We start from the raw sequence: 23,427 nt of genomic DNA, 5'->3' as shown, positions 1-23,427 counted from the left end.
ACATGGATCACCCGGATTCTCAGCTGGCGGCGGTGGCCAGACAGCTGCTGGCCGAAAAATACGAGCCCATCGCCATCGTCGGCGTCGGCCTGCGCCTGTCGGAGGGCATTGACGACCTGGAAGGCTTTCACCGCCTGTTGCTGGACGGGCGGGACAATATCGTGCCGATTCCGGCGTCGCGCTGGGACAATGGACCTTATTTCCAGTCCCCGCAGCATCCGGACAATCTGATCTGCACCAACGAGGGCGGCTATCTCGACGATATCGACAAGTTCGACCCGGCCTTTTTCTCCATCTCGCCGAAAGAGGCGCGCTATATGGATCCGCAGCAGCGGATCATGCTGGAGCTGTGCTGGCACGCGCTGGAGAATGCCGGCCTGAATCCGGCCGAGCTGCGCGGCGGCGACGGTTCGGTCTACCTGGGCACCAGCAGCCTCGATTACGCCCGCGAGATGATGGGCCTGTCGGAGGCCCAGCTGGTCAGCCAGCTCGGCACCGGCACCGCCAACAGCGCCATTTCCGGGCGCGTCTCCTATTTCCTGGGCTGGCGCGGACCCTGCCTGACGGTGGACACCGCCTGCTCGTCGTCGCTGGTGGCGATACATCTGGCGGCGACGGCGCTGCGCAACCGGGAAACCTCGATCGCGCTGGCCGGCGGCATCAGCATCGCCCACAATCCTATCAGCCACATCATCTTCACCCGCGCCAACATGCTGGCGCCGGACGGCCGCTGCAAGACCTTCGACGAAAGCGCCGACGGCTACGGCCGCAGCGAGGGCGCCGGCGTGGTGGTGTTGCGCCGGCTGTCGGACGCGCTGGCCGACGGCAATCGCATTCTCGGCGTGGTGCGCGGCTCCGCGGTGCGCCAGGACGGCGAAAGCGGCGGCCTGACGGTGCCCAACGGACGGGCGCAGGAAGCCGTGATGCGCGAGGCGCTGGCCCGCTCGCCGCTGACGCCGGCCGACATCAGCTATGTCGAGGCCCACGGCACCGGCACGCCGCTGGGCGATCCTATCGAGATCCACTCGATAGGATCGCTGTTCGCCGACCGCGAAGACGGCGATGCGCCGGTCCATGTCGCGTCGTCCAAGACCAATCTAGGCCATATGGAGGCCGCCGCCGGCATAGGCGGCGTGCTCAAGTGCCTGGCGCAGCTGCGGCACGGGCTGATCTATCGGCATATCCAGTTCGACGCGCCGTCGTCCAAGATAGACTGGCACGAATTGAAGGTGACGGTGCCGACGGCGCCGCTGGGCTGGGACGCGCCGGTGCGCCGGGCGCTGGTGAACTCCTTCGGTTTCGCCGGAACGATAGCCAGCCTGGTGTTGGAGCAGGCGCCGGCAACGGGCCGCGGCTGGACGCCGCCGGTCGGGCAGGGGCCGCTGATCGCCACGGTGTCGGCCAAGTCGCCGTCGGCGCTGCTCGGCAATCTGCAGGCCCACCTGGCGCATCTGCAGGCGGCCGAGGACGTCGATATCGGCCGCTACGCCTGGACCGCCGGCGCCGGCCGGCAACATCACGGTTATCGCTGGGCGGTGCCGGTTCGCGACCGCGTCGGCCTGATGCAGGCGCTGCGCGACGCGCTGGCCGATCCGGAATCGTTGTTGGCCGAGGCCGAGAAGAAGCAGGCCTTCGCCGACGCCCGCGTGGCCCTGTTGCTGACCGGCCAGGGCGCGCAGTTCGCCGGCATGGGCGCGGCGCTGTATCGCGGCAACCCGGCCTTCCGCCAGGCGCTGGACGAGGCGGCGCGGCACTTCGACCCGCTGATGGACGTCAAGCTGCTGGATCTGATGTTCGATCGTTCGGACGCCGCCGGCGCCCGGCTGGGCCAGACCCGCTACACGCAGCCGGCGCTGTTCGCCTTCAACTACGCGGCGGCCCGGATGTGGATGGCCTACGGCGTCGAGCCGTCGGTGCTGCTGGGGCACAGCGTCGGCGAGATCGCCGCCGCCTGCCTGGCCGGCCTGTTCTCGCTGGAGGACGCGGCGAGGATGACGGTGCGCCGCGCCGAACTGATGCAGGCGGTCGGCGCCGACGGAGCGATGCTGGCGGTCAAGGCCTCGTCCGAGGCGCTGGCGCCTTATCTCGCCGATGCGGACGACGTCGGCTTCGGCGGTTTCAACGGCCCGGCGCAGACGGTGCTGTCCGGCGGCCGCGCGTCGCTGGAGGCGATCGCGCGGCGGCTGGAGGCGGACGGCGTCGCGCATCGCCGGTTGGACGTCTCGCACGCCTTCCACTCCGCGCATATGGCCGACGCGGCCGAGTCCTTCCGCCAGTTCATGACCTCGGTCGCGTTCCAGCCGCTGCAGCGCGAGTTCGTTTCCAATGTGACCGGCGAGATCGCCGTCCAGCAGATGGTGGCCACGCCGGATTACTGGGCCAGGCACATCTGCGAGCCGGTTAACTTCGCCGCCGGCATGGCGACGATAGCGGCGCGCGGCGCCCGCGTCTTCCTGGAGACCGGCCCCAGCCCGCATCTGACGGCGATGGGCCGCGGCTGCGTGACGGCGGCCGAGCATTGCTGGCTGGCCACGATGGACAAAACGCTGTCCGAGACCGACAGCCTGGAGCGGGCCGTCATCGGCCTCTACGCCGCCGGCCAGGAACTGGATTGGCGCGCGCTGCACGCCGAGGTGGCCGGCGAGCCGGTCGAGCTGCCGGCCTATGTCTTCGATCGCGAGTCGTACTGGCTGCCGCAGGCGGCCGGCGGCGCGCAGGCCGGCGCCGGCTTCCATCCGCTGCTGGGGCAGCCGGAGGGCGGGGGCGGCGGGACATGGACCTTCCGCAGCCGGATCGCGCCGGGCGCGCCCGCTTATCTGGGCGACCATGTGGTGATGGGGCGGACCATCTTCCCGGGCACCGGCTATATCGAGACGGCGCTGGCGCTGCAGGACGCGGTGTTCGGCCATACCGGCATGGCGATGGACGCGCTGGAAATCCACGAGCCGCTGCTATTGGCCGACGACGGCGCGACCGAGCTGTCCACCGTCTTGTCGCCGCTGCCGGACGGCGCTTACCGGGTGGAGATACGCTCGCATTCGCAGGGCCAGCCGCGGCTGCATTTCAGCTGCCGGCTGAGCGAGGACGAGGCGGCGGCGCCGGCAGCCGCGGCGCCGGCCGACGCGGACGCCGAACCGTTCGACGGCGGCGGTTTCTACGGCCGGCTGGCCGAAAGGGGCCTGCAATACGGGCCGCAGTTCCGCCGGGTGCGCGCGCTGCGCCGCGACGGCGAGCGGCGGGTGGAGGGCGTGCTCTCCGCCGACGACGTGGCGTCGTGGGAAATTCTGAATCCCGGCCTGCTGGACGGCGTGCTGCACACGCTGGCGCCGGTGCTGGACGAGGATAGAACGCTGGTGCCGGTCGGCTGGTCGCGGGTCCGCTTGTGGCGCAAGCCGCGCGGCGTCGTCCGCTGCGTCGCCGAACTCTGCGCCGGCAGCGATCGCGACGGCGACGAGATCGTCGCCGATCTGGTCGTCTACGCCGACGGCAGGCTGGCCTTGCGGGCCGAGGGCCTGCGCCTGCGAGAGGTGAAGTCGCGCGAGCGGCCTGCCTCCGCCTTGTTCCACCGGCTGCTGTGGCGGGAGGCGGCGCTGGATACGCGCGAATTCCGCCCGGGGCCGGCGCTGGCCGTCGGCTGCCCTGACGACTTGCGCGGCGATCTGGCGCCGCAGCTGGCGCTGATGGACGGGCCGGAGCAGGCGCTGGCCGCGCTGGACGGCGACGAGGCCGCCGCCGGACAACGGACCCGGATCGCGTGGTTCTGGCGCGCGCCGGCGCTGCCGTCCGACGCCGGCGCCGACCAGATGATGGCCGCCTGCCAGGCGGTGTACGAGCCGCTGCTGGCCTTCGTCAAGGCGCTGGAGCAGCGGGCGGCCGGCCGAGAGGTGCTGCTGTGCCTGGTGACGCGCGGCGCGCAGACCACCGGCCTTTACGGCGACGACGGCGAGCGGGCCGGTCCGCCGGCGCTGGACGTCCAGTTACAGGCGACGCTGTCGGGCTTCGGCGCGGTCTTGAACGCCGAGTTCTCGCGCATCCGCGCCAAGGTGGTCGATCTGCCCGCGGCCGGCGAGGCGCCGGAACTGGCGCACGCGCTGCTGAACGAGCTGTATCTGGGCGACGGCCGCGCCGACGGCCAGGTGGCCTATCGCGGCCAGACGCGGCTGGCGCGGCGCCTGGCGGTGGCGCCGGTGGTCGAGGCCGATTCCAATTTCCGCCTGAGCGCTTCCGACGACGGCCTGCTGTCGGGCCTGGGCCTGGCGCCGGCGGAACGGACCACGCCCGGCGACGGCGAGATCGAGGTGCGCGTCGAGGCGGCCGGCCTGAATTTCAAGGATGTGATCAACGCGCTGGGCCTGCTGAAGGAGCAGGCGCGCAGCCTGGGCCTGCCGGAGCGGCCGCTGCCGCTGGGCTTCGAGTGCGCCGGCGTCGTCACCGCCGCCGGCGCGGCGTCCGGCTTCGCCGTCGGCGACCGGGTGATGGTCAGCCAGTTGGGGTGCATGCAGCGCTATCTGACGGTCAGCGGCCGCGCCGCGGTGCGCATTCCGCCCGGCATCGGCATGCAGCAGGCCGCGGCGATCCCGACCGCCTTCATCACCAGCTACTACGCGCTGTACCAGCTGGCGAGGATAGGCGCCGGCGACCGCGTGCTGATACACGCCGCCGCCGGCGGCGTCGGACAGGCGGCGTTGCAGCTGTGCCGCCGGGTCGGCGCCGAGGTCTACGCCACCGCCAGCCGGCGCAAGTGGGAGCGGCTGCGGCAGCAGGGCGTCGAGCATGTGATGGATTCGCGCAGCACCGATTTCGCCGACGAGATCGACCGCCTGACCGGCGGCCGGGGCGTCACCGTGGTGCTGAACAGCCTGAACAAGGACTTCATCCCGGCCGGCCTGCGCGCGACGGCGCGGGACGGGCGCTTCGTCGAGATCGGCAAGCTGGGCGTCTGGAGTCCGCAGCAGGTGGCCGAGGTCCGGCCCGATATCGCGTATTCGCAGTTCGACCTCAGCGAGCTGCCGGAATCGGAGCTGCTGGACCTGAACAAGGCCATCCTCGACGACATCGCCGGCCTGCTGGCCGCCGGCGAGATCGCGCCACCGCCGGTCAGCTGCTATTCGGTGGCGGAGGCGGCCGAAGCCTTCGGCATCCTGGCGCGCGGCGAGAACGTCGGCAAGATCGTGCTCAGCTTCGGCGACGCCGAGGACGAGGACCTGTCGCTGTCGCGCGAGATCGTCGCCGACGGCAGTTATCTGGTCACCGGCGGCTACGGCGCGCTCGGCCAGCGCGCGGCGCAGTGGCTGGTCAGGGCCGGCGCGCGGCATGTGGCGCTGCTGGGGCGCCGCTTGCCGCCGCCGGACGAGCAGGCGCGACTGCGGGAGCGGCTGGCCGGCGCGGAAAGCGTCGAGCTGCTCTGCGGCGACGTCGCCGATGCGGCGGAGGTGGAACGCGTCTTCGCCGAGGCCGAGCGGCGGGGCAGGCCGGTGCGCGGCATCGTGCACCTGGCCGGCGTCATCGCCGACGCGCCTATCGTCGAGCAGAGCTGGGACGCGTTCCGCACCGTCTTCTTGCCCAAGGTGGCCGGCACCTGGAATCTGTGGCGGGCGGCCGAGGCGCACGGCGGCGTCGGGCTCTTCGTCGGCTATTCGTCCATCGCCTCGGTGATCGGTTCGGTCAGCCAGGCCAATTACGCGGCGGCCAACGCCTTCATCGACGGGTTGATGAACCGCAGGCTGGACGGACAGCGGATCGGCCTGGCGCTGAACTGGGGGCCGTGGGCCGGCGCCGGCATGGCGGCGGACCTGAGCGAGCAGCAGAAGAAGGCGATCGCGCGCAAGGGCATCCTGCCCATCCCGCTGGCCGGCGGCGTCGAGGCCTTCGGCCGGCTCGCCAGGCTGGCGCAGGGGCAGGTGGTGGTCGGCGAGGTCGACTGGAGCGCGTACAAGGCCAGCCTGCCGGCCGACGACGCCTTGTACGACGAGGTCGAGGAGGCCGGGGCCGGCCAGCAGGCCGAAGCCTTCGACCTGGAAAGGCTGTTCGGCCTGCCCGTCGAGCAGCGCAAGGAGGCGGTGCTGGACGAGGTGCTCCGGCTGCTCAGGCTGGTGTTGCAGTACGGCGACGGCGACCGCATCTCGCGGCGCGCCACCTTCGCCGATCTCGGCGTCGATTCGCTGGTGGCGGTCGAACTGCGCAATTCGCTGGAAAAGACTTTCGGCGTGGCCTTGCCGTCGTCGCTGGTGTTCGACTATCCGTCGGCGCCGGTGCTGGGCGCGCATCTGCTGGATCAGCTGAACCGGGCACGCGCCGGCGCGCAGCCGCAGGACGGCGGCCGCAGCGTGGCGGACCCCAATGTGGAGGAGTTGGCATGAGCGTGGCCGAGACGGTCGTACCCGGCTTGTATGCGGTGAAGGACGTCGGCGAGATACTGCGCCGGCAGGCGCGGCAGCGCGGGGAGGAGCCGGCGATCTTCAGCGACGGCGAGGCCCTCGGCTACGGCGAATTGTGGCGGCGCAGCCTGAACGTGGCCGGCCACCTGGTTTCGCGGCTGGACGGCGAGGCCGGGCGGGTCGGCTTCATCGGCCGCGAGTGCGCCGCCTATTACGAGGTGCTGTTCGGCTGCGCGCTGGCCGGCGCGGTCTTCGTGCCGATCAACTGGCGGCTGACGCCGCGCGAGGTGGCCCACATCCTGACCGACGCCGGCATAGACCTGTTGTTCTGCGACGCCGAGACGCTGGACATCGTCGGCGAAAGCCTGCGCGCCAGCGGCCACCGCGCCGAGGTGGTGTGCCTGGCGGCCGGACTGACGCCGACCGACTACGACGCCGTGCAGCGCGCAGAGGCCGACGAGTCGGCGCTGCCGCCGCCGGACCCGCAGCGGACCTTCTGCCTGATCTATACCAGCGGCACCACCGGCCTGCCCAAGGGCGTCTGCCTGCCGCATCTGTCCTTCTTCCAGATTCGCGAGGTGCTGTTGTCCAACGGCCTCGACTGGCTGGACTGGCATCCGGAGGACCGCAGCCTGGTGGGGATTCCGGGCTTTCACATCGGCGGGCTGTGGTGGGCGCTGCAAAGCTTCAGCGCCGGCGCCGCCATCGTCGTGCTGCCGCAGTTCGAGCCGCGGCTGTGCCTGCAGGCGATGTCGCGGCACGGCGTGTCCATCGCCTGCATGGTGCCGGCGATGATCAATCTGCTGCTGGACGCGGTGGTGGAGGACGGCGCCGCGTTGCCGCGGCTGCGCAAGGTGGTTTACGGCGGCGCGCCGATTTCCGCCGCGCTGCTGCAGCGCGGGCTGGAGGTGCTGGGTTGCGATTTCGCCCAGATCTACGGCCTCAGCGAAACCGGCAATACCGCGGTCTGCCTTGATCCGGGCAGCCACCGGGCCGATCCCGGCCTGCTGCAGGCGGCCGGCCGGCCTTATCCCGGCGTGGAGCTGAAGGTGATAGACGCCGACGGCAGGGCGCTGGCCCAGGGCGAGGTCGGCGAGGTCTGCATCCGGACGCCGGCGCGGATGAGCGGCTACTGGGGCCTGCCGGAGGCGACGGCCTCGACGCTGCGCGACGGCTGGCTGCACACCGGCGACGCCGGTTATCTGGACCCGGCCGGCTATCTGTTCATCTTCGACCGGATCAAGGACGTGATCATCACCGGCGGGGAGAAGATCTTCCCGGCCGAGGTGGAGAACGTCATCTCGGCCTTTCCGCCGGTGCACGAGTGCGCGGTGATAGGCATTCCCGACGAGGCCTGGGGCGAGCGGGCGATCTGCCTGCTGGTGGCCAGGCAGGGGGCCGACGTCGACGTCGACGAGCTCTACCGTTATCTCGACGGCCGGCTGGCGGCGTACAAGCGGCCGACGCAGATTCATCGCGTCGACAGCCTGCCGCGCAATCCCAGCGGCAAGCTGCTGCGCCGCGCGCTGCGCGACGCTTTCTGGACCGACAGGGCGCGTCGGGTCTGACCGGCCGGACCGCCCCCCACTGCGAGAGGTTGATACCATGTACCATCCGCCATTCACCTTGCCCTGGCTGCCGCATCTGTCGTACTGGCTGGGCTTCGGCCATCTGAGCCGGCACGGCAAGATCGCCAGCGGCATGCAGGAGGAGCACAATTTCCAGCCCTGTTTCGGCCTGGACTTGTTCCGCCGCGGCGAGGAACAGCTGCTCGAGTACTGCCAGAAACATGTTCCCGAGCATGTCGACGATATCCCGATCCACGAGGTGGACGCCAAGGACGCGACGCCGGCCATGATGGAGAAATTCCGCCGCTGGCAGCTGCCGGTGGTGATCAAGGGCGGCGCGCGCCACTGGAAGGCCTTCCAGGAGTTCGACCTGGACTTTTTCGCCCAGCACTACGGCGACATCGACGTGCCGGTCCACTCCGAGCCGAACCAGACCTTCCCCGACGACGGCAAGCCGGTGCCGTTGAAGAATTTCTACCAGATGAGCTATGTGAAGATGCGCGATCTGGTGGAGTCGGTGGTGACGGACGAGCGCTACAGCGCCAAGGCGATCGAGGATGTGATGCACGAGAACGGCGGTTCGCTGATCAAGGATTATTGCGATCTGAACCACATCCACCATCTGTCGGGGCTGATGGAATACCGCAAGAAATGGTATTTCAAGACGGTGCCGGTCGGCTATGTGATCTCGAAGCAGCTGTTCATCCAGTCGCAGCGCTCGCACACCTTGTGGCATACCGAGCCGGGCTACAACTACTTCGTCGCGATCGCCGGCGAAAAGGACTGGCGCGTCACCTCGCCGTATTACTCGTCCGGCCTGTATTCCGTCATCAAGGACAACGCGACCTACCACGTGTCCCGCGTGGACGGCCGCGAGCCCAACGCGGTGATCGCCCGGCGCGGCTTCCCGCTGTACCAGTACATGCCCAAGTACAAGGTCAGGGTTTCGGCCGGCGATATTCTGGTGTTGCCGCCGTGGTGGTGGCATACCGTGTCCAACGCGCCCGGCTCGCACTCGATTTCGCTGACCTTCCGTACGATAGCCGAGCCCAATCTGTACGCGCCCATGCTCAACTATCTGAAGTGGCGGGACCCGCATGCGAAGGAGATCCGCCGCAAGGTGCTGCAGCATGGCCGGCTGTTCGACGAGGACATCGCGTCCTCCTTGTACGCCTTCGCCGATCCGCGCAATGATCTGCGTTCGCGGCAGGCGGCCGATTGAGGCAGCAGGCCCGGCTGGCAGGCATAGCCGCCAGCCGCTTTTCAGATTCGTCGCCGGCGCGCCGGCAGGGGGGATAGATGCGTACAGACCGCAGCCAATGTCAGGGAGGCTTGAATGGCCAATGACAGCGCGGCCCCGCAGTTGAATGCGATGCGGCCGGAAGTCGCGGCCAAATTGATATTCGAGTCGTTCAAAAAGCCCGCCCGCGTCGCGGTCCGCCCGGCGGACATGCCGGTGCTGGCGCGCGCGCGGCGCCTGCCGCTGGAGGTGGACGGCAAGCCGGTGGCGGTTTACCAGTGGGGCGACGGCGAGCGCACCGCGGTCTGCGTCCACGGCTGGAGCGCGCGCGCCACCGATTTCACCGCCTTCGTCGAGCCGCTGGTCGACGCCGGATTCCGGGTGCTGGCCTTCGACAATCCGGGGCATGGCGATTCCGGCGGCGACACCGCCACGCTGCTGGACATCCGGGCCATCCTGCTGGCGCTGCAGGAGCGCGTCGGTCCGGCCGACACGGTGATAGGCCATTCGCTGGGCGCGCTGTACGCGTTCTACGCGCTCAATCACGGCGTCGCCGCCTCGCGTCTGGTCACCTTGTCCGGCGTCTGCGACTTTTCCTATTTGATCACCCGCTATACCGCGGCGATGCAGCTGAACGACGACATTGTGGAGCTGTTGCGGCGCCATCTGGAAGAGATGTTCGGCCGGCCGACGATCTGGGAGGAGTTTTCCTCGCACAACAATCTGTCCGGGCTCAGCGCCGGCGTCAGCCTGATACACGACGCCGACGACGATTTCGTCGAATTGTCGCAATCGGAAAAACTGGCGGCGGCGCTCGGCGAGCGGGCCGGGCTGCATGTGACCCGCGGTCTGGGGCACAGGCGCATTCTGGCGGAGGCGGCGGTCATCTCGCATGTCTTGAATGAAATCGGCGGCCAGCGGCCGCCGGCGTCGCCGGCGCGGGCCGGCATTGTCGAAAAGGGGCGGTAAACTTGAAGCAGGCACCGCTTATCGTTGCCGCCGGCGGCATCAACGCGGCCGGCCGCACCTCCGGCCACCGCGGCTATCAACGGCTGGTTTTCCCCCATCTGTCGGCCGGCGACGTCGACGCGACCATGCAGGATCTGGCCGTCAGAATGGGATTGGGGGCGCTGTGGCGCAGCGACGCGGCCGCGGCGCGGCGTCAGGTGCTCGACGGCACGCTGGTGCGCGACGCCAGCGGCGAGCGGCCCTGGCTGGCGGGGCGTCCGGTGCGCAGCGCCGCGCTGCTGCCGCGCGGCTTCGATCCCGGCGCGCTGTACCCGTCGCGCAACCACCCGGCCGGCATCCGGATGACGGTCTACGCGATGGCGGACGCGCTGGCGTCGCTGGGCCTGTCGTGGGACAGCGTTTGCCGGTTGGTCGGCCCGGACCGGGTCGCGGTCTACGCCGGCAGCTCGATAGGCCAGATCGACGCGTTCTCGATGACGTCGCTGGTGCAGCAGGCGATGGCCGGCAAGCGGGTCAGCACCAAGCTGCTGCCGCTGTCCTTTCCGGAAATGCCGGCCGACTTCATCAACGGCTACATCCTGCACAGCATAGGCCGGACCGGCGCCAGCCTGGGGGCCTGCGCCAGCTTTCTTTACAATCTGCGGCAGGGCGTAGAGGACATCCAGTCGGGCCGGGCCCAGGTGGCCATCATCGGCGGGGCCGAGGCGCCGATCGAGCCGCCGGTGCTGGACGGTTTCGCCGCGATGGGGGCGTTGGCCACGACGGACAAGCTGCCGCTGGGCGACGACGGCCAGCCGGACTACCGCCGCGCCTGTCAGCCGTTCGGCCGCAGCGCCGGTTTCGTGCTCGGCGAGTCGGCCCAGGTGCTGATCCTGATGGCCGACGAGCTGGCGCTGGCGCTGGGCGCCAATGTGATGGGCATGGTGGCCGACGTCTTCGTCCAGGCCGACGGCGCGAAGAAATCGATCACCGAGCCCGGCATAGGCAACCACATCAGCATGCTGAAGGCCGCGGCGCTGGCGCGCTTGCTGCTGGACGGGCGGGGCAGCCTGTACGTGCACGCGCACGGCACCGGCACGCCGCTGAACTGCGCCACCGAGGCGGCGATACTGAAGTCGGTGGCCGAGATGCTGGGCACGGCGCGGCTGGCGGTCACGTCGATCAAGCCCTTCGTCGGCCATTCGCTGGGCACCGCCGCCGGCGATCAGATCGCCGCCGCGCTGGGCGCCTGGCGCCACGGCTGGGTGCCGGGCATCACGACGATAGACCAGGTGGCGGAAAGCGCCGCCGGCACGTCGCTGGACGTGCTGACCGAGGCGCGCGAGATCGGCGCGGCCGAGGCGGTCATCGTCAACGCCAAGGGTTTCGGCGGCAACAACGCCTCCGCCGTGCTGCTGGGGCCGGAGCCGACGCTGGCGCGGCTGGCCGCGCGTTACGGCGAGGCGGCGCTGGCCGCCTACCGGCGCCGGCTGGAAGGGACGCTGCACCGGATCGCCGACGCCGACGACAACGCCTGCCAGGGCAAGGAGATCGTGCGCTACCAGCCGGGCGGCGGCGTCGATCACGACGGCGGCCGGGTTCGCGTCGAGGCCGACGGCCTGCATGTCGACGGTTATCTTCATCCCATCGCGCTGCCGGACGGCGAGGCGCTGCGCGCCTATTTCGGCGGGCGGCGCTAGCGCGGCCGGGGGCGCCGCTCAGTCCCGGCGTCCGCGGGCCAGTTGGACGAAGGCGCCGATGTAGTCGATATCGGCATCCGTCTCGCGGATGCCGAGGAAGATCTGCTTGTCTATGCCCTGCCGTCCCAGCCGGACGGCGGCGACGTCGAGCTTGGCGGCGTATTCCTCCACCAGCCAGCGCGGCAGCGCGGCGACGCCGCGGCCGCTGGCCACCATCTGCAGCATGATGTCGGTGGTTTCTATCGGCTTGTGCCGCTTCGGGCGGATGCCGGCCGGAATCAGGAACTGAGTATAGACATCGAGCCTGTCGACCGGGACCGGGTAGGTGATCAGCGTTTCGTCGGCCAGCTGCTCCGGCCTGGCGTAGGCGGCGCCGCGCAGCGGATGCCCGGGGCCGACCACCAGCACCTGCTCGTAATCGAATACCGGCTCGAAGTGCAGCCCCGGCTTGTACAGCGGGTCCGGCGTGACCAGCATGTCTATCTCGTAGCCGAACAGCGCGCCGATGCCGCCGAACTGGAATTTCTGCTTCACGTCGACGTCCACCGCCGGCCATGCGGCCAGGTAGGGCGAGACGATTTTCAGCAGCCACTGGTAGCAGGGGTGGCACTCCATGCCTATGCGCAGCGCGCCGCTCTCGCCCAGCGCGAACTGCTTCAGGCGCTCCTCGACATGCGTCAATTGCGGCAGCAGCCGGTTGGCGGCGGCCAGCAGGTATTCGCCCGCCTGGGTCGGCTGCAGGCTGCGGCCTTCGCGGCGCCAGATCGCCACGCCCAGCTGGTCCTCCAGCTTGCGCACCGTATGGCTCAGCGCCGACTGGGTCAGGTGCAGCTGCGCGGCGGCGGCGGTCAGCGAGCCGTGCTGGTCGACGGAGCGGACGATCGCCAAGTGTATGCGTTCAATAATGGCCATGCCGTATTTTCCATGAATTTCATTCATCAATTAATGAAACAATACCATTTTCCTTCATGGATAAGCCGCTCTACGATGGTGTTGTTCTGGTTATTAAACAAAGGAGAAATCATGGCATTTACGCATAACCTGGGCTTCCCCCGCATCGGCGCCAAGCGCGAGCTGAAGTTCGCCCTAGAGTCCTACTGGAAAGGCCTGTCGTCGCGCGAGGCGCTGCAGTCCGTCGGCGCCGAGCTGCGCCGCCTCCACTGGCGGGACCAGGCCGCGCTGGATCTGGCGCCGGTCGGCGATTTCTCCTTCTACGACCAGGTGCTGGACATCAGCTTCACGCTGGGCAATCTGCCGGAGCGGGTCAGGGGTTTCCACGGCGACGCGCTGGACAATTACTTCCGCGTGGCCCGCGGCCGCTCGGCGCAATCGGCCGACGAACACGCCGATTGCTGCGGCGGCGTGGCGGCCGGCGAGATGACCAAGTGGTTCGACACCAACTATCACTACATCGTCCCCGAATTCAGCGCGGCCACCGCGTTCCAGCTGGACGCCTCGCGTTTGCTGGAACAGCTGGCCGAGGCCCGGGCGCAGGGCGTCAAGGCCAAGCCGGTGATCGTCGGCCCGGTCAGCTATCTGGCGCTGGGCAAGGCCAAGGACGGCTCCGACAAGTTGGCGCTGCTGCCGCGGCTGCTGCCGGTCTATGCCGAGCTGCTGGCCACGTTGGCGGCCCAGGGCGTCGAATGGGTGCAGGTGGACGAGCCCATCCTGGTGACCGAGCTGGACGCCGCCTGGCGCCAGGCCTTCGCCACCGCCTACCAGGTGCTGGCCGGCGGCCAGGCCAAGCTGTTGCTGGCCAGCTATTTCGGCCAGCTGCGTGACAATCTGCCGCTGTTGGCTTCGCTGCCGGTAGCCGGCGTGCACGTCGACGCCGTCAACGCCCGCCACGAGGCCGAGGCGCTGGCCGCCCAGTTGCCGGCCGACCGCGTGCTGTCCATCGGCGCGATCAAGGCCGCAATATCTGGAAGACCGATCTGAACGCCGCGCTGGACTGGCTGGAGCCGCTGGCGCAAACGCTGGGCGACAGGCTGTGGCTGGCGCCGTCGTGCTCGCTGCTGCACGTGCCGGTGGACCTGGACAGCGAGCAGAAGCTCGACGGCGAGATCCGGTCGTGGCTGGCCTTCGCCAGGCAGAAGCTGGAAGAGTTGCGCGTGCTGGCCGCCGCGCTGAACCAGGGCCGCGCCGCCGTCGCCGCGGAGCTGGCCGCCAACCGCGCGGCCATCGACGCCCGCCGCCTGTCGCCGCGTGTCCACAATCCAGCGGTGAAGGCCGCCGTCGCCAATATTGAGGCACACCTGGGCCGCCGCCAAAGCGGCTACGTCCAACGCGCCGTCAAGCAGGCCGCGCGGCTCCAATTGCCGAAATTCCCGACCACCACCATCGGCTCTTTCCCGCAAACGGCGGCCATCCGCCAGGCCCGCAGCCATTTCAAGGCCGGCGAGATCGACCAGGCGGCCTACGTCGCGGCGATGCGCGCCGCGATCGAGCACAGCGTGCGCGAACAGGAAGCGCTGGGCCTGGATGTGCTGGTGCACGGCGAAGCCGAGCGCAACGACATGGTGGAATACTTCGGCGAACAGCTGGACGGCTACGCCTTCAGCCAGTTCGGCTGGGTGCAGTCCTACGGCTCGCGCTGCGTGAAGCCGCCGATTTTGTTCGGCGACATCAGCCGTCCGAAGGCGATGACGGTGGAATGGATCACCTACGCGCAGTCGCTGACCGCCAAGCCGATGAAGGGCATGCTGACCGGCCCGGTGACGATACTGAACTGGTCCTTCGTCCGCGACGACCAGCCGCGCTCGGTGTCGTGCCAGCAACTGGCGTTGGCCATCCGCGCCGAAGTGCTGGATCTGGAGAAGGCCGGCGTCAAGGTCATCCAGATCGATGAGGCCGCGCTGCGCGAAGGCCTGCCGCTGCGTCGCGCGCAATGGGACGAGTACCTGCAATGGGCGGTCGAGTCGTTCCGCATCACGGCCAACGGCGTCGGCGACGAGACGCAGATCCACACCCATATGTGCTACTCGGAGTTCAACGACATCATCCAGTCCATCGCCGACATGGACGCCGACGTGATCACCATCGAGACCTCGCGCTCGGACATGGAGTTGCTCGACGCCTTCGACGATTTCAACTACCCGAACGAGATCGGCCCCGGCGTCTACGACATCCACTCGCCGAACATCCCGAGCGAGGAGCACATCGTCCAGTTGATGAAGAAGGCCGCCGAGCGCATTCCGGCCGAGCGGCTGTGGGTCAACCCCGACTGCGGCTTGAAGACCCGGCAGTGGAACGAGGTGATCCCGGCGCTGACGCATATGGTCGCGGCAGCGCGGGCCTTGCGCGCCACGCTGGCGTAGCGACGGGCGCCGACCGTCCCGCCGGCGCAAGCCGCGGGGCGGTTTTGCCTAACCGTCCGCCGCCGGATCCGCCGCGGCGGGCCAGCGGTCGTCGCAGACTAGCTCGGCCAGATCCTGCCGCCGCGCCCAGTTCTGCTCCTCCAGCATTGGCCGCGCGTAGAAGGCCTCGACGTGGCCTATGCACAGTATCGCCACCGGACGCGCGCCGGCCGGCATCGCCAGCAGCGCGGCGAGCTTGTCCGGATCGAATATCGATACCCAGCCCAGGCCCAGGCCCTCGGCGCGCGCGGCCAGCCACATGTTCTGGATCGCGCAGGCCACCGAGGCCAGGTCCATCTCCGGCAGCGTGCGGCGGCCGAACACGTGGCGCTCGCGGCCGTCCATCAGCGCCGCCACCAGCACCTCGCCGCACTCGAGCAGGCCTTCCACCTTCAGCTTCATGAATTCGTCCTCGCGCTCGCCGAGCGCGCGGGCGGTCGCGATCCGCTCTTCCTCCACCAGCGCGTGCAGCTGGCCGCGCAGTGGAGCGCTGCGGATGCGGACGAAGCGCCACGGCTGCATGAAGCCGACGCTGGGCGCGCAGTGGGCGGCGGCCAGCAGCCGCTGCATGATTTCGGGATCGACCGGATCGGGCTTGAAGTGGCGCATGTCGCGTCGTTCGCGTATCGCGCGGTAGACGGCGTCGATGTCGGACTGCGGATAACGGTTCATGACAGGAACAAGCTTGCGGCGACGACGGGGTTGGACGGGAAATAGGCGTGGAAATAGCTGGCCAGCAGCCCGCCGCGGCGGTACAGCGCCTCGCCCTGGCCGGCGCCGCTGGCGCGCGTCGCGCGGGCGATCGGCTCCATGGACGTTTCCAGCCGGGTGTAGTGGAAGGTGTGGCCGCGCAGTGCGCCACCCGGGAAGGCCATCTGCTGCAGGCCCAGCCCGCACAGCCGCTGTTGCAATACCGCGTGGCCGGGCAGCAGGCCCAGCATAGACGCGCTGTCGCCGTCGCGCGTGCTCAGCCTGTCCAGCAGGTAGAGCATGCCGCCGCATTCGGCGTACAACGGCTTGCCGGCTTCGACGTGCCCATGCAGATCAGCCTTCAGCGCCGTGTTGGCGGACAGTGTCTCAAGGTGCAGCTCAGGGTAGCCACCGGGCAGGTAGATGGCGTCGCAGTCGGGCAGGGCCGCGTCGGCCAGCGGCGAGAAGAAGGCCAGCTCCGCGCCCAGTTGGACCAGTGTCTCCAGATTGGCCGGGTAGACGAAGGCGAAGGCGGCGTCGCGGGCGATGGCGATGCGCTGGCCGGCCAGCAGCGGTGGGACGACGGGCTGCTCGACGGCGGGGAAGGCCACCGGCGGCGGCGGCGCGGCCAGCTTGGTGGCGGCTATCTGTGCCGCCGCGCGGTCGAGGCGTTCGTCCAGATCGGCGATCTCCCGTGCCTGCACCAGGCCCAGGTGGCGTTCCGGCAACCGCGCCGCCTCGTCGCGGCTGAGCGCGGCCAGCAGCGGCAGATGGGCCGGCAGTTGCTGGGCCAGCATCTCGGCGTGGCGCTCGCTGGCGACGTGGTTGGCGACGAAGCCGTGAAAGGCCAGGCCGGGGCGGAAGCTGGCCAGGCCGTGGGCGACGGCGGCGAAGGTCTGCGCCATGCCGGCGGCGTCTATCACCGCCGCCAGCGGCACGCCCAGCAGCCCGGCCAGGTCGGCGCTGCTGGGCGTGCCGTCGAACAGGCCCATGCTGCCCTCGATCAGGATCAGATCGGCGTCGGCGGCGGCCTGATAGAGCCGCGCGCGGCAGTCGTCCTCGCCGTTCATCCACAGATCCAGGCCGTAGACTTCATTGCCGCTGGCCCGCTCGAGAATATAGGGATCGAGGAAGTCCGGTCCGGTCTTGAACACCCGCACCCGGCGTCCCTGGCTGCGGTGATGGCGGGCCAGCGCCGCCGTCACCGTGGTCTTGCCCTGGTGAGACGCAGGGGCGGTCAGGAACAGCGCCGGACAGCGTCGGACCGTCATCAGAACTCCACCCCGCGCTGGGCCTTGATGCCCTGTTCGCGGTACGGGTGTTTGACCAGCCGCATTTCGGTGACCAGGTCGGCGGCCTCCAGCAAGGCTTCCGGCGCGTGGCGGCCGGTGACGACGACGTGCTGCATTGCCGGTCGGGCGGCGAAGGCGGCCAGCACTTCGGCCAGCGGCAGGTATTCGTACTTCAGCACCACGTTCAATTCGTCCAGGATCACCATGTCGTAATCGTCGCTCTCCAGCATCGCCAGCGCCTGCTCCCAGCCCTTGCGCGCGGTGGCGATGTCGGCCTCGCGGTCCTGGGTGTTCCAGGTATAGCCTTCGCCCATGGTGTAGAAGTCGCAGTTGTCGAAGCCGCCCAACAGATCGCGCTCGGCGGTGTGCAGCGCGCCCTTGATGAATTGCACCACGCCCAGGCGCATGCCGTGGCCGACGGTGCGCAGGCCCATGCCGAAGGCGGCGCTGCTCTTGCCCTTGCCGGTGCCGGTATTGACGATCAGCAGGCCCTTCTCGCCGGTGGCGGCGGCCTTTTTCTTCTCGAAGCCCGCCTTGCGTTTCTCGGTCATGCGCTGGTGGGAGGCCGGATCGGTTTTCATGGTGTCGTCCTTGTGTATGGGGCGCGCGCCGTCAGCGGCGCAGCAGCCAGATGAAGAAGGCGCCGCCGACGGCGGCGGTGCCGACGCCGACCGGGATGTCTTCCGGCGCGATCAGCGTGCGCGCGCCGGCGTCCACCCAGATCAGGAACAGCGCGCCCAACAGCGCGCAGGCCGGCAGCAGCCGGCGGTGGTCGGCGCCGACGCAGCGGCGGGCGATGTGCGGAATCATCAGGCCGACGAAGCCTATCGCGCCGCTGACCGCGACCATGGTGCCAGTCAGCAAGGACGACACGGCGAACACCGTCAGCCGCAGCCGGGTCACGCGTATGCCCAGCGTGACCGCGGTCTGCTCGCCGGCCATCAGCGCGTTCAGCGGCCGCGCCACCGCCAGCAGCGCGACCAGGCCCAGGCACAGCGCCGCCAGCGGCGCCGGCAGCAGCTCCCAGCGCGCCTGGCCCAGGCCGCCCAGCATCCAGAACAGCACCGCCGGGGCCGAGCGGTGGTCGCCCAGATACAGCATCAGATTGGCCAGCGCCATCAACAGGAAGGACACGGCGACGCCGGCCAGCAACAGCCGTTCCGCCTGCAGCCGGCGTTGATGGACGGCGATGCCGGTGACCAGCAAGGTCGCCAGCAAGGCGCCGGCGAAGGCGGCCAGCGGCAGCGTGGCGCCGCCCAGCGCGTTGCCGCTGAACAGCAGCACCGTCACCGCGCCCAGCGTGGCGCCGGAGCTGACGCCCAGCAGGTGCGGATCGGCCAGCTGATTGCGGGTGGTGGCCTGCAAGGCCGCGCCGACCAGCGCCAGCCCGGCGCCGACCATGCCGCCCAGCAGCACCCGCGGCAACCGCAGCTGCCAGATGATCAGGTCCTGGCCCGGCTGCCAGGCCGGCGCCACCGGCAGGCCCAGCTGGTGCAGCAGCACATTGGAACTGACGGCGAATTCTACCGGCGCGGCGCCCAGGCCGGACGCCAGCGGCAGCGACAGCGCGAGCAGAATCAGCAAGCCGGCCAGCAGCGGCCAGGCCGACAGACGCTTGAAGGCGCTCACTTGGCGAAGGCCTCCGGATGCAGGCCGCGCGCCAGCGTCGTTATCGCGTCGGCGTTGGCGATGCCGGGCGTCGCGCTGTCGTAGGGCAGCACGATGAAGCGATTGTCGCGCACCGCCGCCATCTTGTTCAGCGCCGGATGCTTCTTCAGGAAGGCTATCTTCTGCTGGGCGGTGACCTTGCCGTAGTCGACGATGACGATGGCCTGCGGATTGCGCGCCACCACCGTTTCCCAATCGACGCGGGTCCAACTGGCGTTCACGTCGGCCAGGATGTTGCGGCCGCCGGCGGCCTGGATCAGCGCGTCCGGCATCGCCAGCCGGCCGGCGCTGAAGGGCCGGTCCTCGCCGCTGTCGTAGACGAAGACCGATGGCGTGGCCTTGCGTTTGGCGACGCGGGCGGCGACGCCGTCCACCTTGGCGCGCATGTCGGCGATCACTTTCTGCGCGCGCGGCTCCACGTCGAAGATGCGGCCCAGATTGCCGATGTCGCGGTAGACGTCGGCCAGGCTGGCCGCCGGGCGCTTCATCACGTGGGCGCAGGATTCGCTGAGCTCGTAGACCTGGATGCCCAATGGCGCCAGCGAGGCCGGCGTCACCGGGCCGCCGACGCGCATGCCGTAATCCCAGCCGGCGAAGAAGAAGTCGGCGTTGCGGGCCAGCAGCGCTTCCGACGACGGGTAATCGCCGGCCAATTCCGGCAGCTTGCCCAGCGCCTGCTTCAGCGGCGCGTTCAGCTTGTTCCAGGCGCTGATGCCGGTGTAGCCGGCCATGCGCTTCTGCAGGCCCAGCGCCACCATCATCTCGGTCATATTGATGTCGTGGCTGACGGCACGCTGCGGCGCGCGCTGGAAGGTCACTTGGCGGTTGCAGCTCTCTACGGTCAGCGGATAGCCGGCGGCGTGCGCCTGGGAGACGGCGATGGCGGCGAGGCCGGCGGCCAGCAGCAGGGGGAAGTCAAATCTCATGGCAAGGCTCTTCGGTAATCAGGGTGATGCGGGGATGGCCGGCATGCGGGTGGCGGTCCACCAGCGCGCGCACGCCGAAGACTTCGGCCAGGAGCTCTGGCGTCAGCACGTCCGCCGGCGCGCCGCTGGCGACGACGCGGCCGGCCTTCAGCGCGTACAGCCGGTGGCAGAAGGCGGCGGCCAGGTTCAGATCGTGCAGCGTGGCGACGGCGGCGATGCCCAGCCGGCGCACCAGGCGCAGCAGCGACAATTGGTGGTGCAGGTCCAGGTGGTTGGTCGGCTCGTCCAGGATCAGCAGCTCCGGCTTCTGCGCCAGCGCCCGCGCCAGCAGCGCGCGCTGCTTCTCGCCGCCGGACAGCGTGGCGAAAGGCTGGTCTTGCTGCGACGTCAGGCCCACCTGGGCCAGCGCCTCGTCGACGATGGCGTGGTCGGAGGCGCTGCCGCCACGCAGCAGCGACTGGTGCGGAATGCGGCCCATATCGGCCACTTCGCGCACGGTCAGGCCGAAGTCCTCCGGAAATTCCTGCAGCACGACGGCCACGCGGCGGGCGAAGGCGGCGGCGGGCTGGGACCAGATGTCGGCGCCGTCGAGTTTGGCTTCGCCGGCCAGCGGCTTGTTGAAGCGGAAGGCGCAGCGCAGCGTGCTGGTCTTGCCGCTGCCGTTGGGGCCGATGACGCCGACGAACTCGCCGGGCCGGACGGTCAGCGCGATGTCGCGCAGCAGCCTTTCCTCGGGCGCCGTCGCTGCGTCGGGCGACCAGTCGAGGCCATGCAGTTCCAGGGCGCTCATCGCCTAGCTCCAGTACGCGCCGGTGATGTCGCGCAGCAAGGCCACCACGCGCGGGCGGCTGGGGTGGTAGCCGATGAAGACCAGCTGCGCCTGACGCGGCGCGGCCAGCGTCTCGTCTCGGCTCAGTTCGATGCGATTGCGCACGCCCTGGGCCAGCAGCCGGCCGGGGCCGTCGGCGCAGGCGGCGAAGCCCTTGATGCGCAGCAGCGGCTCCTCGCGGGCGATGGCCTCCAGCGCCACGGCCAGCTTGTCGGCATGCTGGGCTTCCTTGCTGCGGATCATGAACGATTGCCAGCCCGGGTCCTGATCGTGGAAATGCTTGTGGGTGGACAGGCCGTGGCTGTGCGCGGCCTGGCCGCCGTGGCTGTGGCCGTCCAGCAAGGCCTGGTTGGCCAGCGGCCGCATCGCCAGCCCCGGCATGCTGGCCACCGGGCCGTAATGGCGGTGCGCGGCCGGCGAGGCCTCGTGCAGATGCAGGCCCAGCGTCAGCCGGGTGTCCAGCTTGGCTTCATAGGCCAGTTCGATGAAGCGTATCGACGGCGCCTGCCGGCGCACAGCTTCCTCCGCCGCCAGCAGATCGTCGGCGGACAGCGCGTCTATCTTGTTCAGCACGACGATGTCGGCGTGGCCCAGCTGCTGGTCGAACAGCTCCGCCACCGCGTCTGCCTCGCCGCCGTCTCCGGCCGGCGCGAAACGGCCGGCCAGCAGCAGCGGGGTGTCGACGACGGCCAGCGTGGCGTCCAGCACGAAATAGGGCGCCAGCGCCTCGCTCTGCAGCTGCGCCATCACCGCGCTGGGCAACGCCAGGCCGGAGGTTTCGATCAGCACGTGGTCTATCTGCTGGCGGCGTTGCCACAGCGCCAGCATGGTGGGCAGGAAGTCGGCGTCGTCGTCATAGGCGACCAGGCCGTTGGCGAGGTCGTGGATTTCCACGCCGCCGGCGTCGGCGTCGCGCAGCAGTCCGCCGTCTATCGACACCTCGCCGAACTCGTTGACCAGGATGGCCAGCCGGCGTTGCTTGTTGTTCGCGAGCAGCTTGGACAGCAGCGTGGTCTTGCCGGCGCCGAGGAAGCCGGTCAACACGGTGACGGGAAGGCGCGGCGCGCTCATGGCTGGCCTCCCTGCGGCAGCGCCGCCAGCACGGCGTCAAAGTCGCTGAATGTTTGCGGGTAGTCCAGTCGCGGGCGGTCGATGACGATGAACGGGATGCCCAGCGCGGCGGCGGCCGCCGCCTTGGCGTCGAAGCCGCCGGCCTCGCCGCCGTCCTTGCTGATCACGCAGTCTATGCCCCAGTCGCGCCACAGCGCCTCGTTGAAGGCCTGCGAGAACGGGCCCTGCATCATGCAGATGCGCGAGCGGGGGAGACCTAAGTCCAGCGCCCGTTGCAGATGCTGCGGGTCCGGCGCCAGACGGACGAACCATTGATGTCGTTGCTCGGCGTCGGCGGCGACGAAGCGGTGCAGCTCCTTGCTGCCGGTGGCGAGGAAGACGCGCTGGCCGCGCGCCATCGCCAACCTGGCGGCCGCGTCGCTGTCGGCGCAATGGATGACAGGGTGTTCGCTGCCGCTGGCTGGGCGCTCATAGCGCAGATAGGGCAGGGCCAGCTCGTCGGCCAGCGCCATCAGCTGCTGCGACATCTCGCTGGCGTAGGGGTGGGTGGCGTCGACGATGGCCGAAGCCCGGCTGCCGGACAGCAGCTCGCGGCGGCGCTCGACGCCGAGACGGCCGCTGACGGTGGCGACGCCGGGCACGGCCTTCTGGGCCTGCTCGTCGCCGTAGTCGCTGGCGCTGCTGATCACCACCGGGCGGCCGGCGTCGGCGATGGCGCGCGACAGCGCGTTGCCGTCGCTGGTGCCGGAGAATACCCAGGCGGCGCCGGCGGGCAGCGCGTCGGCCTTCACCGTGTCGCTGGTGTTGTCCCAGTTGAAGTAGCCGCGCGGGGTGAACATCCAGTCGCGCTTGCGGCGGGTGAAGCGGTTGCCGATGACGATGCTGGTCAGCATGTCGAAGCGGCGGGTCCGCAGCTCGGCCAGCGTGACGATCTCCACCGCCTGGTCCTCGCGGTAGGCGTTGCGGACGATGCCGCACAGCGTTTCCGGCTTCTTGTGCTCCAGCATGATGTCCAGGACGCGGTAGACGCCTTCCTGGCGCTGGCGGCTTTGCACGTTGTAGAACACCACCGCCAGATCGGCCTGGGCGATGTGGCGGGCGCGGGTTTCGATCCATTCCCACGGGCACAACAGGTCCGACAGGCTCAGCGTGGCGAAATCGTGCGACAGCGGCGCGCCGAGCAGCGACGCGCAGGAGTTGGCCGAAGTGATGCCGGGGATCAGCTGCACGTCGAAGCCATCGTCCTCGCGCATGTCCTCGTAAGCCAGCGTGGCCATCGCGTAGACGCCGATGTCACCGCTGGACAGCAGGGCCACGGTCTTGCCGGCGCGGGCTTCCTCCAGCGCCAGCTGGGCGCGCTCGCGCTCCTGGGTCAGCGGCAGCGTGCGGATGTCCTTGCCGGCTATCCACGGTTGCACCCAGGTCAGGTAGAGATCGTAGGAGACGATCACGTCGCTCGCGGCCAGCGCCTGGCGGGCGAGGTCGGGGATCAGCTCGGCGCGGCCGGGGCCGACCGAGACGAGGTAGAGTTTGCCGGTCATGGATGTGTTCTCTTAATTTTGCATTCTGTAATTGTTTTGGCGCTGTTGATGTGGGGTTCCGCCTGGCGGGCGGGTAAGGGGGCTGCGCGGCCAGCCCCCTTACAACCCCAGGCCGCCCCTACGCCGCGCGAATTCCCGGTAAAAATCAGGCTGGCAAGGCGCCGTCGAACTCGTCCCGCGCTAGCGTCGCGGGACTCAAACAGGCGACGGCTTAAAACCTT

Annotated in this window: 14 protein-coding genes and 1 pseudogene; 6 read left to right on the top strand and 9 right to left on the bottom strand. The window is 69.5% G+C overall.

Annotation, left to right across the window (positions count from 1 at the left end):
• Positions 1–2: 2 nt before the first annotated feature.
• The 5 genes from CXB49_RS14775 (at position 3) to CXB49_RS14755 (ending at position 11,833) form a co-directional block, all read left to right on the top strand.
• Complete coding sequence (locus CXB49_RS14775; RefSeq protein ID WP_101709117.1) at positions 3–6,359, top strand: type I polyketide synthase; 6,357 nt, start codon at positions 3–5, stop codon at positions 6,357–6,359.
• Complete coding sequence (locus CXB49_RS14770) at positions 6,356–7,945, top strand: long-chain-fatty-acid--CoA ligase (protein WP_101709116.1); 1,590 nt, start codon at positions 6,356–6,358, stop codon at positions 7,943–7,945. The genes CXB49_RS14775 and CXB49_RS14770 overlap by 4 nt, the downstream gene beginning before the upstream one ends.
• A 37-nt stretch (positions 7,946–7,982) precedes the next feature.
• On the top strand, positions 7,983–9,167 hold the full coding sequence (locus CXB49_RS14765) for a cupin-like domain-containing protein (protein ID WP_101709115.1): 1,185 nt from the start codon (positions 7,983–7,985) through the stop codon (positions 9,165–9,167).
• 114 nt (positions 9,168–9,281) lie between these two features.
• Entirely contained in the window at positions 9,282–10,154 is an 873-nt protein-coding gene (locus tag CXB49_RS14760) for an alpha/beta fold hydrolase (RefSeq protein ID WP_101709114.1), read from the top strand.
• A gap of 2 nt (positions 10,155–10,156) precedes the next feature.
• Positions 10,157–11,833 (top strand): beta-ketoacyl synthase, encoded by a 1,677-nt coding sequence (locus tag CXB49_RS14755; protein ID WP_101709113.1) that lies wholly within the window; start codon positions 10,157–10,159, stop codon positions 11,831–11,833.
• A gap of 18 nt (positions 11,834–11,851) precedes the next feature.
• Here the strand turns inward: CXB49_RS14755 and CXB49_RS14750 are convergent, their stop codons facing one another.
• Complete coding sequence (locus CXB49_RS14750; protein ID WP_101709112.1) at positions 11,852–12,745, bottom strand: LysR family transcriptional regulator; 894 nt, start codon at positions 12,743–12,745, stop codon at positions 11,852–11,854.
• 111 nt (positions 12,746–12,856) lie between these two features.
• Here CXB49_RS14750 and metE point away from each other — a divergent pair.
• A pseudogene (metE, locus tag CXB49_RS14745) lies at positions 12,857–15,150 on the top strand (5-methyltetrahydropteroyltriglutamate--homocysteine S-methyltransferase).
• A 48-nt stretch (positions 15,151–15,198) separates the two neighbouring features.
• Here metE and bluB read toward each other — a convergent pair.
• Genes bluB through cobJ form a run of 8 tightly spaced genes read right to left on the bottom strand, consistent with a single transcriptional unit; the run spans position 15,199 to position 23,206 of the window.
• Entirely contained in the window at positions 15,199–15,861 is a 663-nt protein-coding gene (gene bluB / locus CXB49_RS14740) for a 5,6-dimethylbenzimidazole synthase (protein WP_101709111.1), read from the bottom strand.
• The gene (locus CXB49_RS14735) at positions 15,858–17,150 is read right to left on the bottom strand and encodes a cobyrinate a,c-diamide synthase (RefSeq protein ID WP_101709110.1); all 1,293 of its coding nucleotides are present in this window, start codon (positions 17,148–17,150) and stop codon (positions 15,858–15,860) included. The genes bluB and CXB49_RS14735 overlap by 4 nt, the downstream gene beginning before the upstream one ends.
• Complete coding sequence (cobO, locus tag CXB49_RS14730; RefSeq protein WP_101709109.1) at positions 17,150–17,752, bottom strand: cob(I)yrinic acid a,c-diamide adenosyltransferase; 603 nt, start codon at positions 17,750–17,752, stop codon at positions 17,150–17,152. Before cobO ends, CXB49_RS14735 begins: the two co-directional genes overlap by 1 nt.
• A 31-nt stretch (positions 17,753–17,783) precedes the next feature.
• Positions 17,784–18,800 (bottom strand): iron ABC transporter permease, encoded by a 1,017-nt coding sequence (locus CXB49_RS14725; RefSeq protein ID WP_233492815.1) that lies wholly within the window; start codon positions 18,798–18,800, stop codon positions 17,784–17,786.
• Positions 18,797–19,765: an ABC transporter substrate-binding protein gene (locus CXB49_RS14720; protein ID WP_101709108.1), complete on the bottom strand. Its 969-nt coding sequence runs from the start codon at positions 19,763–19,765 to the stop codon at positions 18,797–18,799. Before CXB49_RS14720 ends, CXB49_RS14725 begins: the two co-directional genes overlap by 4 nt.
• Positions 19,755–20,555, bottom strand: coding sequence for an ABC transporter ATP-binding protein (locus CXB49_RS14715; protein WP_101709107.1), 801 nt, complete (start codon positions 20,553–20,555; stop codon positions 19,755–19,757). The genes CXB49_RS14720 and CXB49_RS14715 overlap by 11 nt, the downstream gene beginning before the upstream one ends.
• Before the next feature lie 3 nt (positions 20,556–20,558).
• On the bottom strand, positions 20,559–21,665 hold the full coding sequence (locus CXB49_RS14710) for a GTP-binding protein (RefSeq protein ID WP_101709106.1): 1,107 nt from the start codon (positions 21,663–21,665) through the stop codon (positions 20,559–20,561).
• On the bottom strand, positions 21,662–23,206 hold the full coding sequence (gene cobJ, locus CXB49_RS14705; RefSeq protein ID WP_101709105.1) for a precorrin-3B C(17)-methyltransferase: 1,545 nt from the start codon (positions 23,204–23,206) through the stop codon (positions 21,662–21,664). Before cobJ ends, CXB49_RS14710 begins: the two co-directional genes overlap by 4 nt.
• Between the last annotated feature and the right edge of the window lie 221 nt (positions 23,207–23,427).

Source organism: Chromobacterium sp. ATCC 53434, assembly GCF_002848345.1.
Classification (GTDB): Bacteria; Pseudomonadota; Gammaproteobacteria; order Burkholderiales; family Chromobacteriaceae; genus Chromobacterium.
The sequence above is the reverse complement of the archived record's forward strand: the minus strand, read 5'-3'. Positions and strand labels throughout refer to the sequence as shown.

Excerpts from the sequence above, each read along its gene's own strand:
- bluB (WP_101709111.1), bottom strand. The coding sequence starts at position 15,861 with ATGAACCGTTATCCGCAGTCCGACATCGACGCCGTCTACCGCGCGATA.
- cobO (WP_101709109.1), bottom strand. The coding sequence starts at position 17,752 with ATGAAAACCGATCCGGCCTCCCACCAGCGCATGACCGAGAAACGCAAG.
- CXB49_RS14770 (WP_101709116.1), top strand. The coding sequence starts at position 6,356 with ATGAGCGTGGCCGAGACGGTCGTACCCGGCTTGTATGCGGTGAAGGAC.
- CXB49_RS14775 (WP_101709117.1), top strand. The coding sequence starts at position 3 with ATGGATCACCCGGATTCTCAGCTGGCGGCGGTGGCCAGACAGCTGCTG.
- CXB49_RS14765 (WP_101709115.1), top strand. The coding sequence starts at position 7,983 with ATGTACCATCCGCCATTCACCTTGCCCTGGCTGCCGCATCTGTCGTAC.
- CXB49_RS14735 (WP_101709110.1), bottom strand. The coding sequence starts at position 17,150 with ATGACGGTCCGACGCTGTCCGGCGCTGTTCCTGACCGCCCCTGCGTCT.
- CXB49_RS14710 (WP_101709106.1), bottom strand. The coding sequence starts at position 21,665 with ATGAGCGCGCCGCGCCTTCCCGTCACCGTGTTGACCGGCTTCCTCGGC.
- CXB49_RS14760 (WP_101709114.1), top strand. The coding sequence starts at position 9,282 with ATGGCCAATGACAGCGCGGCCCCGCAGTTGAATGCGATGCGGCCGGAA.
- CXB49_RS14720 (WP_101709108.1), bottom strand. The coding sequence starts at position 19,765 with ATGAGATTTGACTTCCCCCTGCTGCTGGCCGCCGGCCTCGCCGCCATC.
- CXB49_RS14715 (WP_101709107.1), bottom strand. The coding sequence starts at position 20,555 with ATGAGCGCCCTGGAACTGCATGGCCTCGACTGGTCGCCCGACGCAGCG.
- CXB49_RS14750 (WP_101709112.1), bottom strand. The coding sequence starts at position 12,745 with ATGGCCATTATTGAACGCATACACTTGGCGATCGTCCGCTCCGTCGAC.
- cobJ (WP_101709105.1), bottom strand. The coding sequence starts at position 23,206 with ATGACCGGCAAACTCTACCTCGTCTCGGTCGGCCCCGGCCGCGCCGAG.